This is a genomic window from Xanthomonas sp. NCPPB 3582 (genome assembly GCF_041475735.2).
GTDB classification, from domain to species: Bacteria; Pseudomonadota; Gammaproteobacteria; order Xanthomonadales; family Xanthomonadaceae; genus Xanthomonas; species Xanthomonas codiaei.
The window spans coordinates 2,045,345-2,060,711 of sequence record NZ_CM192968.1; the positions used below are offsets into that span (position 1 = coordinate 2,045,345).

Genomic DNA, 15,367 nt, shown 5'->3' on the forward strand with positions numbered 1-15,367 from the left:
ATGAGGACGGCGTCGTATTCGCCCGCGGCGGAGTCGGCCAGGACGCTGGCCCGGCCTGCGGCCGCAGCCACGCGCGATTGGCAGATCGATGCCGCAAAGGCGCTTGCGATCGTGTTGGTCGTGCTCGGTCATGCGAGCGGGATGCCGCCGGCCTACAAGTTGTTTGCCTACAGTTTCCATGTGCCGCTGTTCTTCGTGCTGTCTGGCTGGGTGGGCGAGCGTTTCGGGCACCGCGCATTGAACGTGGCGACGGTCAAGAAGCTGGCGCGGACGCTGCTGATCCCGTACCTGGGATTTTTCCTGGTCGCTTACGGCGTGTGGCTGTTGATGGCCGTGCTCAACCATGCATTTCAGCAACCGGGTGCACGCCCGTGGTGGCACCCCTTCACCGGTGTGGTGTGGGCCAACGGAACACGTTTGTATGTGCTCCCGGCATTGTGGTTTCTGCCTGCCTTGTTTGTCGCAACGCTGAGCTACATTGCACTGCGCGCACGGTTGAGCGCCACCGTGGTGGCGGCGCTCGGCCTGCCGCTCGCACTGGCCTGGGCGAGCTGGTTCCCGTCGCTGCAACTGCGCCTGCCGCTTGCGCTGGACGTGTTGCCGGTTGCGCTGTTCTTCGTTGCCGTCGGCGGTGCGCTGTCGCGCATCGCCGATGCGCTGCGCTCGGTCCCGGCGCTGGCGTGGGCACTGGCCCTGCCGGTCCTGGCGGCCACGTGGGGAACGCTGGCCGCGTGGAACGGCCAGGTGGATGTCAACAACCTGCAGTTCGGGCATTGGCCGGCGCTGTTCCTGCTGGTCAGCCTGCTTGGCACGGCGATGACCTTTTGCGTGGCCTATTTCCTTCGCAACTGGCACTGGGTGCAGTGGATCGGCACCAATACCTTGCTGATTCTCTGCACGCACACGCTGGTGTTCCTGGTGGCGACCAGCGTGGTTGCGCGGACCGGATTGGCGGATCGCGCACTCATCGGTACGCCGATCTGGGCGATGGGGCTGAGCGCGCTCGCGATCGCCTGCGCCGTGCCGATGCGCGCGGTACTGGTGCGTCTGGCGCCATGGATGTTGGGGTTGAAGGGCCAATGACGAGTTGCAGAATCATCAGCCGTCGCAGCACTTGCGTGCATGTTGCCGGCACAGGAGATTGGCGTAAATGAAAGTGGTGCATGTCGTCCGCCAATTCCACCCGTCGATCGGGGGTATGGAGGAAGTCGTTCTCAATGTGGCCCGCCAGCATCAGGCCATCAGTGCCGATACGGTGGAGGTGGTCACGCTCGATCGCGTGTTCACCGACCCGGGCGCACGGCTGGCGCCGCAGGAAACCTACCAGGGCCTGCCGATCCGGCGGATCGGCTATCGCGGTTCGTCGCGTTATCCGCTGGCGCCGTCGGTGCTGGGTGCGATCCGCTCCGCGGACCTGGTGCATCTGCATGGCATCGATTTTTTCTACGACTACCTGGCACTGACCAAGCCGATGCATCGCAAGCCGATGGTGGTGTCCACGCATGGTGGCTTCTTCCACACCGCTTACGCCTCGCGCATGAAGCAGCTGTGGTTCCAGACCCTGACGCGTACCTCGGCTCTGGCATATTCGCGAGTGATTGCAACCAGCGAGAACGACGGCGAGCTGTTCGCCAAGGTGGTCTCGCCGGCGCGCTTGCGCGTGATCGAAAACGGCGTGGATGTGGAGAAATATGCGGGGCAGGGCGCAGCGACCCCGGGCCGGACGATGCTGTATTTCGGCCGCTGGTCGGTCAACAAGGGTCTGATCGAAACCCTGGAGTTGCTGCAGGCGGCGCTCAAGCGCGACCCGCAGTGGCGTCTGATCGTCGCCGGCCGCGAGTACGATCTGAACGAGGCCGATTTGCGCAAGGCGATTGCCGAGCGCGGATTGCAGGACAAGGTGCAGCTGAGCATGTCGCCGTCGCAGGAACAACTGTGCGCCCTGATGCAGCAGGCGCAGTTCTTCGTCTGCCTGTCGCGTCACGAAGGCTTCGGTATCGCCGCGGTGGAGGCGATGAGCGCAGGATTGATCCCTATCCTCAGCGACATCCCGCCGTTCGTGCGGCTTGCCACCGAGTCGGGGCAGGGCGTGATCGTCAACCGCGACCGTATCGAGGCCGCAGCCGACCAGGTACAGGCGCTGGCGCTGACGGCAGATACGGACTTCGCCAGCCGTCGCGCAGCTACCATGGCCTACGTGGGCCGGTACGACTGGAAACACGTGGTCGGGCGCTATGTCGACGAGTACCACATGGCGTTGGGCACGCCGCGCCCGCAGGAGACGCGGCGATGAGCGCTCCGGTAGCCACCGCGGCGGCGAAGCCGCGGCTCACGGTGCTGTTCTCGACCGAGCAGCCCAACGCCAACACCAATCCCTATCTGACCCAGCTGTATGACGCGCTGCCCGACGCGGTGCAGCTGCGCTTCTTCTCGATGCGCGATGCCTTGCTGTCGCGCTACGACGTGCTGCACCTGCATTGGCCGGAGTACCTGCTGCGTCATCCCAGCGCCGCGGGGACGCTGGCCAAGCAGATCTGTGCGGCCCTGTTGCTGCTCAAGCTGCAGGTGACCGGCACGCCGGTCGTGCGGACCTTGCACAACCTGGCACCACACGAGGATCGCGGTTGGCGCGAGCGCAGTCTGTTGCGCTGGATCGACCGTCTCACACGTCGCTGGATCCGCATCAATGCGACCACGCCGCCGCGTCCGCCGTTTACCGACACCATCCTGCATGGGCATTACCGCGACTGGTTCGCGCCCATGCCCCAGGGCAGCACCGTTCCCGGGCGGCTGCTGCACTTCGGCCTGATCCGCCCGTACAAGGGCGTGGAAACGTTGCTGGAAGTGATGCGGCAGGTGGCCGATCCGCGCCTGAATCTGCGTATCGTCGGCAACCCGGCCACCCCGCAGATGCGGAGCCTGGTGGAAGACGCGTGCGCGCAGGATCCGCGCATCACCGCGTTGCTGGCCTACGTGGAAGAGCCGGTGCTGGCGCGCGAGGTCAGTGAAGCCGAACTGGTGGTGCTGCCGTACCGGCAGATGCACAACTCCGGCACCTTGTTGCTGGCGTTGTCGCTGGCGCGGCCGGTGCTGGCGCCGTGGAGCGAATCCAATGCGGCGATCGCCGAAGAAGTGGGGCCGGGCTGGGTGTTCCTCTACGAGGGCGACTTCGACGCGGCGCTGCTGACCGGCATGCTGGACAAGGTGCGTGCGGCACCGCGCGGACCCGCTCCGGATCTGTCGCAGCGCGACTGGCCGCGGATCGGCCAACTGCATTACCGCACCTATCTGGAAGCGCTGGGCAAGGATGGAGACGCCGCGCTGTGACCGCCCAAACGCCTACACCGCCGACTCCCGCGCCGCCGCAGCGCAGTCTCGGTTCGCGTGCCGCCGGCGGCGCTGCAGTGACCATGCTGGGCCAGTCGGCCAAGATGGTGGTGCAGTTCGGCGGCATCATCCTGCTGGCGCGATTGCTGACACCTTACGATTACGGCCTGATGGCGATGGTCACCGCCATCGTCGGCGCCGCGGAGATCCTGCGCGATTTCGGCCTGTCGGCCGCTGCGGTTCAGGCCAAGCACGTCAGCCGCGAACAGCGCGACAACCTGTTCTGGATCAATAGCGGCATCGGTCTGGCGCTGTCGGTGCTGGTGTTCGCATCGGCGCATCTGATCGCCAACTTCTACAACGAGCCGGCGCTGGTCACCATCTCCCAGGCGCTGGCAGTGACCTTTCTGATCAATGGCATGACCACGCAGTACCGCGCGCACCTGAGTCGCGGGCTGCGCTTCGGGCAGGTGGCGTTGAGCGATGTCGGCTCGCAGGTGCTGGGCCTGGGCGCGGCGGTGGTTGCCGCCTTGCTGGGGTGGGGTTACTGGGCGCTGGTGGTGCAGCAGGTGGTGCAGGCGGTGGTCAACCTGGTGATCGCTGCCAGTTGCGCGCGCTGGCTGCCGGGCGGCTATCAACGCGCCGCGCCGATGCGCGACTTCATGAGCTTCGGCTGGAATCTGATGGCGGCGCAATTGCTGGGATATGCCAGCCGCAACGTGGGACAGGTGATCATCGGCTGGCGTACCGGACCGGATGCGCTGGGTCTGTACAACCGCGCATTCCAGCTGTTGATGATGCCGTTGAACCAGATCAACGCGCCGGCCACCAGCGTGGCGTTGCCGGTGCTGTCGCAGCTGCAGGACGATCGCGAGCGATTCAGCGCTTTCCTGCTGCGTGGGCAGACGGTGATGGTGCATCTGATCGTGGCGCTGTTCTCCTTCGCCTGTGCGCTGGCGATGCCGCTGATCGTGCTGGTGCTGGGCGAACAATGGCGCGAGGCGGTGCCTCTGTTTCAGGTGCTCACTCTGGGCGGCATCTTCCAGACCGCGTCTTACGCCACCTACTGGGTGTTTCTGGCCAGGGGATTGATGCGCCAGCAACTGGTGTACTCGCTGGTCAGCCGCCTTGTGTTGATCGCCTGCATCTTCGTCGGTTCGCGCTGGGGTGCGATGGGTGTGGCGATCGGTTATTCGTTCGGCCTGCTGGTGACCTGGCCGCTGTCGTTGATCTGGGTCGGCAGGATCTCCGACACGCCGGTGGGCGCGCTATTCGTCAATGCAGTGCGCGCGATGACGGCCTATGGGCTCGCCGGTGCCTGCGCGTATTACGCATCGATCGCCGTCGGCGGCCCGTTGTGGCAGCAGTTGGGCGTTGGCGCTGCAGTGATGGCTGCTGCCTGCCTGCTGATGCTGGGCATCTGGTCGGCGTTCCGTCGCGACGTGATTTCCATCATCAATATCCGCAAGTTGCTGACCCAGGCCAAGGCGCGCCGATGAGATCGACATCGTCTTCGCCTGTCGTCGGGCATGCTTTTTCCCACTCATTCATAGGACACGGCCCATGAGCGATACACCTGCCGCCGCTGCTTCCGGTATTCGCCGGCCTTGCTATCTGGTCTTGTCCGCACACGATTACCGCACGCCGCGCCGCGCCAACATCCACTTCATCACCGACCAGCTCGCGCAGCGTGGCACCACGCGGTTTTTCTCGCTGCGTTACAGCCGCCTGTCGCGGATGAAGGGCGATATGCGGTTGCCGCTGGATGAAACCGCCAACACCGTGGTGTCGCACAAAGGCGTCGATTGCTATCTGTGGCGCACCACGGTGCACCCTTTCAACACGCGCAGGAGCTGGCTGCAGTCGGTGGAGGATGCGATGTTCCGCTGGTATGCGGCCCATCCGCCGCGCCAGTTGCTCGACTGGATGCGCGACGCCGACGTGATCGTGTTCGAAAGCGGTATCGCGGTGGCGTTCATCGAGCTGGCCAAGCGCACCAATCCTGCGGCAAAGCTGGTGTACCGCGCCTCCGACGGCCTGAGCACGATCAACGTGGCGTCCTATATCGAACGCGAGTTCGATCGGGTGGCGCCCACGCTGGATGTGATTGCGCTGGTATCGCCGGCCATGGCGGAGGAGATCGCCAGCCGCGACAACGTCTACCACGTAGGCCATGGCGTGGATCACAACCTGGATCAACTGGGAGACCCATCGCCGTATGGCGAGGGTATCCATGCAGTGGCGGTGGGATCGATGTTGTTCGATCCGGAGTTCTTCGTAGTGGCCAGCAAGGCGTTTCCGCAGGTCACCTTCCATGTCATCGGCTCCGGCATGGGCCGGCACCCGGGCTATGGCGACAACGTCGTGGTCTATGGTGAAATGAAGCACGCCGAGACCATCGGCTACATCAAGCACGCGCGTTTCGGTATTGCGCCGTATGCATCGGAACAAGTGCCGGCCTACCTGGCCGACAGTTCGATGAAGTTGCTGCAGTACGATTTCTTCGGTTTGCCGGCGGTGTGCCCCAACGCCGTGGTCGGGCCCTACCAGTCCCGCTTTGGATACACCCCCGGCAATGCGGAGTCGATCGTTGCCGCGATCGGCCTGGCGATGGATGCGCCGCATGTGCGTTACCGCCAGTGCCTGAACTGGTCGGACACCACCGACCGCGTGCTCGACCCGGCCGCGTACCCGGAAACCCGTTTGTATCCGCAGCACACCGGCACCGCCGCGCGTGCTTCCTCGGAGGCGGCGCTTTCGCATTGAGCGATGCGGCGCACCTCGCACGTTTGTACACAGGAGACCCTTGGTAATGGCCAACGCTTTGCTGCAGAAGTGGATAGAGCACGCAGAACGTCGCGCATTGTTCTGGTGGCAGCCGAAAAACGCTGGCGTCAACATGGGCGATCATCTCTCCAAGGTGATCGTGTCCTGTGTGCTGTCGTTGCAGGACAAGACGCTGATCGAAAAACGCGATCTCAGCAAGAAGCTCATCGCGATCGGGTCGGTGCTGCATTTCGCCAAGGACGGCGACACCGTCTGGGGTAGCGGCATCAACGGCAAGATTCCCGCAGAGCGCAATAGCTTCAGCACGCTGGACGTGCGCGCGGTGCGCGGGCCCAAGACCCGGCAATTCCTGCTGGATCGCGGCATCGCGGTACCGGAAGTCTATGGTGACCCAGGGCTGCTGACCCCGATGTTCTTCCCGGCCGACGCATTGGGCCCGGTGGAGAAGCGGCCATTTGCGATCGTTCCGCATTTCAACGAGCCGGTCGAAAAATACAGCGCCTACGCCGACCACCTGGTGTTTCCCAACGTCAAGCCGGCGACCTTCATGAGCCGCCTGCTGGGTGCCGAGCTGGTGGTCAGCAGTTCGCTGCATGGCCTGATCCTGGCCGAGGCCTACGGCATCCCGGCGGTGTATCTGGACTGGGGCAATGGCGAAGATCGCTTCAAGTACGACGACTACTACTACGGCACCGGGCGCACCCAGTGGCATTCGGGCAATACCGTGGAAGAGTGCCTGGCGCTGGGTGGCAATGGCAGCTTCGACCTGGAAGCGCTGCAAGCCGGCTTGCTGGCGGCCTTCCCTTACGACCTTTGGTGATTCGATGATGCAGGGCCAGCGCATGGATGTGGACACAACTGCCGCCGCGGTGGAGGCGCCGCCGGGCGTGGTGATTGCGCTGGGTGGCTTTCCGGTGCTGTCCACCACCCAGGAAGCCTTCGCGCTGGACCTGTTCCATGCATTGGCGGCGCAGCAGCCGCGCCGGGTGTTCTTCGCCAACACCAATTTCGTCGTGCAATGCCAGGCGTTGCGGATGCGCATGCGCGAACCCAGCGTGCGCATCGTCAACGATGGAATCGGAATGGATCTGGCGGCACGGCTGATTCATGGACGCCGCTTTGCCGGCAACCTCAACGGTACCGACCTGATTCCCTACCTGTGCCAACAAAGCGCACAGCCATTGAAGTTCTTCCTGTTGGGCGGGCGTCCCGGCGTCGGCGCAACGGCAGCGGCAACCTTGACCGGAACCTTGGGACAGCAGGTGGTCGGCATGTGCGACGGCTATGGCGAGTTTGCCGCCGCCGGCGAAGGCCTGGCCGAGCGCATCAATCGATCCGGCGCCGATGTGCTGCTGGTGGCGTTCGGCAACCCCTTGCAGGAGCGCTGGATTCTGGACCACAGCCACGCTTTGCGCATCCCGTTGGTGTTCGGCGTCGGTGCGCTGCTCGACTTCCTGTCCGGCACTGCCCGGCGCGCGCCGGAGTGGGTGCGCCGCCTGCACCTGGAGTGGCTGTACCGCCTGCTCAACGAGCCGCGTCGCCTGCTCAAGCGCTATAGCTGGGACCTGCTGGTGTTCTTCCGCACCTGTCTGCGTGCGGGCAAGCAATTGCCTTGATGCACGGCGCCGGCTGCTGGCCTAGCATGCGGGCATGCATCCGACTGCCGCTGCCCTGATCCGCTCGCTCGCGCTTGCCCCGCACCCGGAAGGCGGGCATTTCCGCCGCATCTACGCCTCTGCCCGTCAGGTGATCGACGCCGGACGCGCCCGCCCGGCGCTGACGGCCATCCGTTTTCTGCTGGCTGCGGGCGAATGCAGCGCCTGGCATCGCGTCGATGCCGAGGAAACCTGGCACTGGCAGCAAGGCGACGCGCTGGAGCTGCTGGTCTATGACGAAGCCAGCGGACAACTGCAGCGCCTGATCCTGGACGCGGCCGAACGCGGCGAGCCGATGCAGGTGGTTCCCGCAGGGCAGTGGCAGGCGGCGCGCTCGCTGGGCGATTTCACCCTGGTGGGATGCACGGTCTCGCCGGGCTTCATTTGGGACGGGTTTGCATTGCTCGACGCCACCTCTCCGTTGGCAGCGCATCTGGCGACGCTGGCCCCACGCTGACGGCATGCCTTGCCGGCACAGCCCAACGCTTCCCTAACGCGGCCGGTGCGGGCTTCACGTAATGTCCGCCCCACACAGGGGGCGATGCGCGATGCGACACAGGGCAGCGGGATGGGGAGCGGGTTTGATGCTGGTGTCGCTGCTGGCGGCCGCCAGCGAAACGACACCGCCGAAGACGGCGCCGGCACCGCCGCCGGTGGTGGACCTGGAAGCGATGGTGGTCCGCGGCGTGCAGCCCGGGCCTGGCCTGTGGAAGGTCAGCAAGGGCGACCATGTGTTGTGGATCCTGGGCACGCAGTCGCCGTTGCCCAAGCGCCTGCAATGGCAATCCAGTGAAGTGGAAACCATCATCGGCCAGTCCCAGCAGGTGCTGATGGCGCCGACCGTGCAGCTCGATGCGGACATCGGGTTCTTCGGCAAACTCACCTTGCTGCCGTCGGCGATGAAGGCGATGAAGAACGCCGATGGCCGCGAACTGCAGCAGGTGCTGCCGCCCGATCTGTACGCGCGCTGGAGCGTGGCCAAGGCCCGCTACATCGGCAACGATCGCGGCGTGGAGCGCAAGCGCCCGATGCTGGCCGCTGGCCAGTTGTACCAGGCGGCGCTGAAACGGTCGGGCCTGGCGCGCTCGCCGGTGATCTGGTCGGTGGTGGAGCGCGCCGCCAAGCGCGCGGGCATCAAGCCGACACCGACGGCGCTGGACTACAAGATCACCGACCCGCGGCAGGCGCTCAAGGAATTTCGCGCCGGCGGCATGGACGATACGGCGTGTTTTCGCAGCATCCTGGTGACCGTGGAGCGCGACCTGCCCACCATGGTCGAACGCGCCAATGCCTGGTCGGTGGGCGACATCGAAGCGTTGCGCCAGTTGCCGCGCGAAGACCCGCAGGCGGCGTGCATGAGCGCGATGGCCAGTTCCGATGCAGCCAGGAAGCGCGGCATCGACGATCTGGAGCGGCGCATGCGCGAGCATTGGCTCGGCATCGCCAGCGCCGCCTTGCAGCGCAATCGCAGCACCTTCGCGGTGTTGCCGATCAGCCGCTTGACCGCGCCCGACGGCTATGTGGCCCGCCTGCAGGCCCTCGGCTATCAGGTAGAGGCGCCGTGATCGCCTGACGCGGGGAGCGGCGCGCGTCCCGGGCAACCTGCACGTGCCAGTGCTTGCCGCAGTTCGCCTGCGATGTCGGTCGCGCAACGCCTTCTGGCGTTTGAAGCGGTGCTTGCCGCGCCCGGTTGCCGGAGCTGTGTCGCGCGCCGGCCGGATGGCATTGCGGTCGCGCAGGGCGACTGGCCATCCGGGTGGGTTAGGCATGCTGTTCCTGCCACTGTATGCTGCGCGCCTTGTTTGCCGAGAGCTTTCGTGTTGAACGCATTGCCGCTGCGCATCCTCGGCACCGGACGCCATGTCCCGGCGCGCGAAGTCACCTCGGGCGAGTTGGATGCGCGCTGGCAGTTGCCGGCTGGAACCACCGCCGCACGGCTGGGTGTCGTCAGCCGCCATTACGTGGGTGAGGGCGAAACGGCATCGTCGATGGGAGCGGGCGCGGCGCGGCAGGCGCTGGACAATGCCGGCATCCACGCCAGCCAGATCGATTGCCTGATCTCGGCCTGCGCGGTGATGGAGCAACCGATTCCCTGTCAGGCGGTGCTGATCCAGCGCGCATTGGGGCTGGGCGATTCCGGCATTCCCGCATTCGATGTCAATGCCACCTGCCTGAGTTTCCTGGTGGCGCTGGACATGGCCGCCAGTGCGCTGGCCCTGGGCCGCTATCGGCGCGTGTTGATCGTCTCCAGCGAAGTGGCCTCGGCCGGGCTGGACGATGCCACCCCCGGCACGGCGGGATTGTTCGGCGATGGTGCTGCCGCGGTCATGGTCGGGCGCAGCAGCGCAGACCAGGACTCGGCGCTGCTGTCCAGCCGCCTTGCCAGTTACGGCAGCGGCGCGGACCTGTGCCGCATCGGTGGCGGTGGCACTCGCGCACCATACGGAGAGGCCAGCGCGCCTGCGGCCTCGCGGCTGTTCTGGATGGATGGCCGTGGCGCGTATCGCTTTGCCGCGCGTCACCTGCCGGCGTTCTGGACGCAGCTGCTGGACGAAGCGGGAGTTGCGGCCACTGCTTTGCGCTGGCTGGTACCGCACCAGGCCTCCGGTGGCGGCCTGGATCATGTGGTGCAGGCGCTGGGGCTGCCTGCCGAACAGGTGGTACGCATCCTGTCGACCACCGGCAACCAGGTGGCCGCCTCGTTGCCGCATGCCTTGCATCATGCCGTGGTGGATCGGCAACTGCAGCGCGGCGAACTGGTCGCCTTGCTCGGCACCGGGGCCGGCCTGGCGATCGGCGGCATGGTGTTGCGCTACTGATGGCACCGCGCGTTTCGCTCGAGCTGCTGCGCATCGGCCATTGCCGGCATTGCGAGCGCATGGTGCGCGCCGATGGGCATTGGCATGCGGTCGAGTTTCCGGCCTTGAGCGTGCTGATCCGGCACCCGCAACGCGGCGCGCTGCTCTACGACACCGGCTATGCGGGGCATTTCTTCCGCGCCACCGATCCGTGGCCGGAACGCCTGTATCGCTGGACCACGCCGGTGACGCTGCCGGCGCACGAGACCCTGGGCGCGCAACTGGCGCGTCGTGACGTGCAGCTGGACGAGATCGCCTGGTGCTTGATCTCGCACTTCCACGCCGACCATATCGGCGGCCTGCGCGATTTGCCGAACGCGCGTTTCATCTGCCTGCGCGCGGACTATCAACAGATGCGCAGCTGTTCGCGCCTGGGCGGGTTGCGCCGCGCGCTGTTGCCGCAGCTGCTGCCGGCCGATTTCGATCGGCGCCTGCAGTTTGCCGAACAGGCGCCGCAGCGCGCATCGACCGGTGCCTGGCAGGGCCTGGGCGCTGCCTACGATCTGTTCGAGGACGGCAGCGTGCTGGCCGTGTCGTTGCCTGGCCATGTGCCGGGACAGATGGGGCTATGGCTGCGCGATCAGCAGGACCGCGAGGTGTTGTTGTGCGCAGATGCGGTGTGGTCGTCGGCGACCTGGAAGTCACTGCAATGGCCAGCCTGGCCCACCCGCCTGGTGATGCACGACTGGCCCGCTTTCCAGCGCACCGTGCGGCAGCTGCACGGCCTGTCGCAGGCGCATCCGGAGCTGGTCATCCTGCCTTCGCACTGCCAGCCCAGTCTCGACCGTTATCAACCGGAGTGGCGATGAGCCTGCGCATTCTCGTGACCGGTGCGTCCGGTTTTGTGGGTGGTTCCTTCCTGCGGCGTTTCCAGGGGCGGCCCGGTGTCGAGATCCACGGCATCGGCCGCCGCGCCTGCGCGTTGCCCAACTATCACCGCATCGATTTGAGCCAGCCGTTCGTGCTGGACTGGCAGCCGGACGTGGTGATCCATGCCGCTGCGCTGGCCTCGCCGTGGGGAACGCGCGCGCAGTTCCACCAGCACAACGTGCAGGCCACCGCCAACGTCATCGACTTCTGCAGGCGGCACGGTTGCCCGCGCCTGCTGTATGTCTCGTCCAGTTCGGTGTTCTACCGCGAGGAACATCAGTACGACCTGGATGAGGACAGCCCGATCGGCCCGTCCTTCGTCAACACCTATGCGCAGACCAAGTACCTGGGTGAAACGCTGCTGGACGCGTATCCAGGCCAATGGTCGGTGTTGCGCCCGCGTGCGGTGTTCGGCCCCGGCGATACGGTGCTGTTCCCGCGCGTGATCGCGGCGGCCCGCAAGGGCGCGCTGCCGCGCTTCGTCGGACAGACCCAGCCGGTGATCGGCGACCTGATCTACATCGATGCGCTGTGCGATTACCTCTACCGCGCCGCCACCGCGCCGCAGTTGCAGCGCGCCTACAACCTCACCAATGCGCAGCCGGTGGACCTGCAGCAGCTGTTGCTGGATGTGCTGTCACGCCTGCGCTTGCCGCTGCCGCAGCGCCAGGTGCGCATCGGCACCGCGCTGCGCATGGCCAGCGTGGTGGAGGGCGCGTATCGCCTGTTGCGGTTGCGCAGCGAGCCGCCGATCACGCGTTTCGGCGTGGGCGTGTTCGCGTATTCCAAGACCTTCAATCCGCAGCGCACGCTGGCCGATCTGGGCCCGCCCAGTGTCGGCCTGGAGGAGGGGCTGGAGGCGTTCGTCCGCTGGCAGGCGGCGCAATGGGCCTAGTGGCGGCCCTGGCTGCGCTCTATCTGGCCTTGCTGATCGTCAAGACCGCAGCGGTGTTGTGGGTGATGCGTCGCGCACCCAGGGCGCCGTTGCATGACGTTGCAGCCAGCCAGGCGGATGTGGCGATCCTGCAGCCCATCCTGGGCGGCGACGCGCATCTGCAGCAGGTGCTGGCCGCCAACCTGCAGGCGCTGCCGCAGGCGCACTTCCTGTGGCTGCTGGATGCGGATGACCGCGCCGGCAACACGGTGGCCGATGCGCTGGTGGCGCTGTATCCGCAGTTACGCATTACCCGCATGCAGGTGCCCGCCGCGCCGCCTGATCTCAATCCGAAGGCGTGGAAGCTGCAGGCGGCGCTTGCGCAGGTGCAGGCGCCGATCAGCCTGGTGCTGGATGACGATGCGCAGTTGAGCGCCGCTGCGCTGGCGCAGTTGCTGCGCGATCTGCAGCATGCCGATCTGGTCACCGCGTTGCCGCATTACCGCGACAGCGACACGCTGGCCGGGCGGCTGCTGGCGCAGTTCGTCAACAACAATGCCGCGCTCACCTATCTAGGCTGGCTACCGTTTGCCGCGCCGCTGACCATCAACGGCATGTGCTACGCCGCGCGCACCGAATGCCTGCGTGCCTGGGGCGGTCTTGGCGGCGTGCTGGACCAGCTTACCGACGATCTGGCCGTGGCCGCCCTGGTGCGCGAACGAGGTGGCCGTCTCTGGCAATCCATCGCCCCGGTGGCGATGCGTACCGCCATGCCGGATCTGCCCAGCTATGCCCGCCAGATGCACCGCTGGATGCTGTTCGCATCGATCCTGCTGCGCCGTCAACGCATCGGTATCGCCGTTGCCATCGCGGTGCTGCAGGGGGTGCCGCCGGTTTTGCTGCTGGCCCTGTTGCTCGCCATCTGCGTGCAACCCGGAGGCTGGTCCATCGCCTGCGGGGCGACGACCCTGCTGCTGCGCGCGCTGCTGCTGTGCGTGGTGCAGTGGCGCAGCAGCGGTGCGGTACGCCACCGGCCGCTGCTGTCGGTCCTGGCCGAATGCCTGCAGCCGCTGCACCTGCTGCACGCGGCTTGCGTACGCAGCATCGCCTGGCGCACGCGGCGTTACCGCGTGCTGGCGGATGGTCGCTTCCGTGCGCAGTGACGTGCCGTCCCTGCAGATCGCTTTTTTCACCGGGCAAAGCGATCCGGCGAGCTGCGCCTTGAGCGCGCAGCAACGCGATTTCCTGCAGCAGCTGCATGGCGATGGCCGGCAGTTGATCGCATCCAATTACCCGTACCGCAGCGACATGGCGCCGCATCGTCGCGTTGCGCTGTGGCGCGCCAGCGTCTGCAACGCGCGCCAGTACCTGGCCGCGCGTGCGGCGCGCGTGGCGCACAGCGACCGCATGAGCGTGCAGGCCTTGCTCGCGCAGGCGCCGATGACGGTGCTGCTGGCCGGCAGCTGCGGGTTGCAGCTGCTCACCGCGCTGCAGCTGCCGCAGGACCTGCGCGCGCGTCTGGCGGTGTTCGCCTACGGCCCGGTCTGCCACGAACCGGCCACGTTCGCGCAGTTGCACAGCGTGCAAGGGCGCGGCGACTGGATTTCGCGTGCGCTGTTTCGTGGGCCGGTGCAGCTGGCGCCGGCCTGCGGGCATATGGATTACCTGACCACTGCGGACGTGCTGTCAGCCTGCCAGGCTTTCGTCGCTACGATCCAACAGACGTTGCGGGGCAGGGTGCATGCGCATTGACCTGGTCGCCCCGCCGTACAGCGGGCATCTGCATCCCATCCTGGCCATCGCCCGGCAGCTGGCGCCGCATCACGACGTGCACGTGATCAGCACGCCGGCTGCGCAGGCGCGTATCCAGGCATGTGGCTTGCGCGGCGCAGGCGTCCTGGATGCGCACGCCGACCGCGTGTTGCTGGAGATCGCCAATCCGCCGCATGCGGTGGGCCACAATCCGCTGCGGCTGCGCCGGCAGCTGCACAACGCGCTGGGATTGATGGCGCAGGTGGGCGATGCGCTGCAGGCGCGTTGGCGCACGCGGCGGCCGGACCTGGTGATCGCCGATTTCACCCTGCCCAGTGCCGGGCTGGCGGCGCAGGCGATGGGCATCGCCTGGTGGACCAGCATGCCATCGCCCTGCGTGATCGAAACCGGCGACGGGCCGCCGGCGTACTTCGGTGGCCTGCTGCCTGTGACCACGCTGCGCCAGCGTGCCTGGCATGCGATCGCCCGGCGGCTCACCCGCGGCTTCAAGCGCAGCCTGCATGCCTGCTACCGGCGGCAGATGCGGGCCTGCGGCTTGCCGGCGCTGTACCGCAACGATGGCAGCGAGGCGGTGTATTCGCCGCAGTGCATCCTGGCCCTGGGAGTGCCGTCGTTCGAATTCGCACAGCGCTGGCCCGCCGCACTGCGCTTTGTCGGGCCGCAGTTGTGCACGCCCCCGTCAGCCGTGCAGGCACCGGAGTTTCTCGCCGGGCGGCGGCATGTGCTGGTGACCCTGGGTACGCACCTGCAATGGGTCAAGCAGCGCATGGATGCGGTGTTGCGCGCGCTGGCGCCGCAGTTTCCGGAGGTGGTGTTCCACTTCAGCGATGGCGATACCGCCGCACCGCCGCGGCCGGCATGCGGCAACTACCGGCGTCTGCCCTACGTGGACTATGCGCAGCACCTGCATCGCTACGCGCTGGTGGTTCACCACGGCGGTGCCGGCATCCTGTACGCCTGCCTGGATGCGGGGCTGCCGTCCATCGTGTATCCACTGGACTACGACCAGTTCGACCACGCCGCACGGTTGCAGGCCGCCGGTGCGGCATGGTGGCTGCGGGAACTGGATGGGCTGCCGGCGCTGTTGCGCCAGGCACTGGCGTCTCCCGAGCCGGGCCGGGGTGTGCGTCGGTTGCAGACGGAGCTGCATGCCTTGCACGCGCGTGGCCGCATCGTGGAGCTGGTGGACGCGTTTCAGTGCAGCGGCGCGGTGCCGGCGTAGC

Annotated in this window: 15 protein-coding genes; all 15 read left to right on the plus strand. The window is 66.6% G+C overall.

The features are described 5' to 3' along the window. The 15 genes from ACCQ05_RS08710 to ACCQ05_RS08780 all read left to right on the plus strand — a co-directional run bounded on the left by ACCQ05_RS08710 (position 1) and on the right by ACCQ05_RS08780 (position 15,366). Positions 1-1,083, plus strand: coding sequence for an acyltransferase family protein (locus ACCQ05_RS08710; protein WP_372393524.1), 1,083 nt, complete (start codon positions 1-3; stop codon positions 1,081-1,083). Between the two features lie 67 nt (positions 1,084-1,150). Beyond that, entirely contained in the window at positions 1,151-2,293 is a 1,143-nt protein-coding gene (locus tag ACCQ05_RS08715; RefSeq protein ID WP_104542894.1) for a glycosyltransferase family 4 protein, read from the plus strand. Then, the gene (locus ACCQ05_RS08720) at positions 2,290-3,327 is read left to right on the plus strand and encodes a glycosyltransferase (protein ID WP_372393525.1); all 1,038 of its coding nucleotides are present in this window, start codon (positions 2,290-2,292) and stop codon (positions 3,325-3,327) included. The genes ACCQ05_RS08715 and ACCQ05_RS08720 overlap by 4 nt, the downstream gene beginning before the upstream one ends. Further along, positions 3,324-4,826, plus strand: a complete 1,503-nt coding sequence (locus ACCQ05_RS08725) for a lipopolysaccharide biosynthesis protein (protein WP_372393526.1) — start codon at positions 3,324-3,326, stop codon at positions 4,824-4,826. The genes ACCQ05_RS08720 and ACCQ05_RS08725 overlap by 4 nt, the downstream gene beginning before the upstream one ends. 64 nt (positions 4,827-4,890) lie before the next feature. After that, the gene (locus tag ACCQ05_RS08730) at positions 4,891-6,093 is read left to right on the plus strand and encodes a GumK N-terminal domain-containing glycosyltransferase (RefSeq protein WP_372393527.1); all 1,203 of its coding nucleotides are present in this window, start codon (positions 4,891-4,893) and stop codon (positions 6,091-6,093) included. A gap of 46 nt (positions 6,094-6,139) precedes the next feature. Continuing rightward, positions 6,140-6,934, plus strand: coding sequence for a polysaccharide pyruvyl transferase family protein (locus tag ACCQ05_RS08735; RefSeq protein WP_104542902.1), 795 nt, complete (start codon positions 6,140-6,142; stop codon positions 6,932-6,934). 4 nt (positions 6,935-6,938) lie between these two features. Further along, positions 6,939-7,730, plus strand: coding sequence for a WecB/TagA/CpsF family glycosyltransferase (locus ACCQ05_RS08740; protein WP_228961197.1), 792 nt, complete (start codon positions 6,939-6,941; stop codon positions 7,728-7,730). A gap of 34 nt (positions 7,731-7,764) precedes the next feature. Next, a complete protein-coding gene (locus tag ACCQ05_RS08745) occupies positions 7,765-8,226 on the plus strand; it encodes a cupin domain-containing protein (RefSeq protein ID WP_228961196.1) in 462 nt (153 codons plus the stop codon). Between the two features lie 91 nt (positions 8,227-8,317). Beyond that, entirely contained in the window at positions 8,318-9,334 is a 1,017-nt protein-coding gene (locus ACCQ05_RS08750; RefSeq protein WP_372393528.1) for a TraB/GumN family protein, read from the plus strand. 255 nt (positions 9,335-9,589) lie between these two features. Beyond that, the gene (locus ACCQ05_RS08755; protein ID WP_372394001.1) at positions 9,590-10,588 is read left to right on the plus strand and encodes a 3-oxoacyl-[acyl-carrier-protein] synthase III C-terminal domain-containing protein; all 999 of its coding nucleotides are present in this window, start codon (positions 9,590-9,592) and stop codon (positions 10,586-10,588) included. Further along, positions 10,588-11,436, plus strand: coding sequence for an MBL fold metallo-hydrolase (locus tag ACCQ05_RS08760; RefSeq protein ID WP_372393529.1), 849 nt, complete (start codon positions 10,588-10,590; stop codon positions 11,434-11,436). The genes ACCQ05_RS08755 and ACCQ05_RS08760 overlap by 1 nt, the downstream gene beginning before the upstream one ends. Then, on the plus strand, positions 11,433-12,392 hold the full coding sequence (locus ACCQ05_RS08765) for an NAD-dependent epimerase/dehydratase family protein (protein ID WP_372393530.1): 960 nt from the start codon (positions 11,433-11,435) through the stop codon (positions 12,390-12,392). Before ACCQ05_RS08760 ends, ACCQ05_RS08765 begins: the two co-directional genes overlap by 4 nt. Continuing rightward, positions 12,383-13,534 carry a glycosyltransferase gene (locus ACCQ05_RS08770; protein ID WP_372393531.1) on the plus strand — a complete coding sequence of 384 codons (1,152 nt, stop codon included), beginning with the start codon at positions 12,383-12,385 and terminating at the stop codon, positions 13,532-13,534. Before ACCQ05_RS08765 ends, ACCQ05_RS08770 begins: the two co-directional genes overlap by 10 nt. Then, on the plus strand, positions 13,512-14,123 hold the full coding sequence (locus ACCQ05_RS08775) for a hypothetical protein (protein WP_228961192.1): 612 nt from the start codon (positions 13,512-13,514) through the stop codon (positions 14,121-14,123). The genes ACCQ05_RS08770 and ACCQ05_RS08775 overlap by 23 nt, the downstream gene beginning before the upstream one ends. Then, complete coding sequence (locus ACCQ05_RS08780) at positions 14,113-15,366, plus strand: glycosyltransferase (RefSeq protein WP_372393532.1); 1,254 nt, start codon at positions 14,113-14,115, stop codon at positions 15,364-15,366. Before ACCQ05_RS08775 ends, ACCQ05_RS08780 begins: the two co-directional genes overlap by 11 nt. Position 15,367 lies beyond the last annotated feature (1 nt).

Coding starts and splice junctions, on each gene's coding strand:
- ACCQ05_RS08710 (WP_372393524.1), top strand. CDS start 1: ATGAGGACGGCGTCGTATTCGCCCGCGGCGGAGTCGGCCAGGACGCTG.
- ACCQ05_RS08715 (WP_104542894.1), top strand. CDS start 1,151: ATGAAAGTGGTGCATGTCGTCCGCCAATTCCACCCGTCGATCGGGGGT.
- ACCQ05_RS08720 (WP_372393525.1), top strand. CDS start 2,290: ATGAGCGCTCCGGTAGCCACCGCGGCGGCGAAGCCGCGGCTCACGGTG.
- ACCQ05_RS08730 (WP_372393527.1), top strand. CDS start 4,891: ATGAGCGATACACCTGCCGCCGCTGCTTCCGGTATTCGCCGGCCTTGC.
- ACCQ05_RS08735 (WP_104542902.1), top strand. CDS start 6,140: ATGGCCAACGCTTTGCTGCAGAAGTGGATAGAGCACGCAGAACGTCGC.
- ACCQ05_RS08740 (WP_228961197.1), top strand. CDS start 6,939: ATGATGCAGGGCCAGCGCATGGATGTGGACACAACTGCCGCCGCGGTG.
- ACCQ05_RS08745 (WP_228961196.1), top strand. CDS start 7,765: ATGCATCCGACTGCCGCTGCCCTGATCCGCTCGCTCGCGCTTGCCCCG.
- ACCQ05_RS08750 (WP_372393528.1), top strand. CDS start 8,318: ATGCGACACAGGGCAGCGGGATGGGGAGCGGGTTTGATGCTGGTGTCG.
- ACCQ05_RS08760 (WP_372393529.1), top strand. CDS start 10,588: ATGGCACCGCGCGTTTCGCTCGAGCTGCTGCGCATCGGCCATTGCCGG.
- ACCQ05_RS08765 (WP_372393530.1), top strand. CDS start 11,433: ATGAGCCTGCGCATTCTCGTGACCGGTGCGTCCGGTTTTGTGGGTGGT.
- ACCQ05_RS08770 (WP_372393531.1), top strand. CDS start 12,383: ATGGGCCTAGTGGCGGCCCTGGCTGCGCTCTATCTGGCCTTGCTGATC.
- ACCQ05_RS08775 (WP_228961192.1), top strand. CDS start 13,512: ATGGTCGCTTCCGTGCGCAGTGACGTGCCGTCCCTGCAGATCGCTTTT.
- ACCQ05_RS08780 (WP_372393532.1), top strand. CDS start 14,113: ATGCGCATTGACCTGGTCGCCCCGCCGTACAGCGGGCATCTGCATCCC.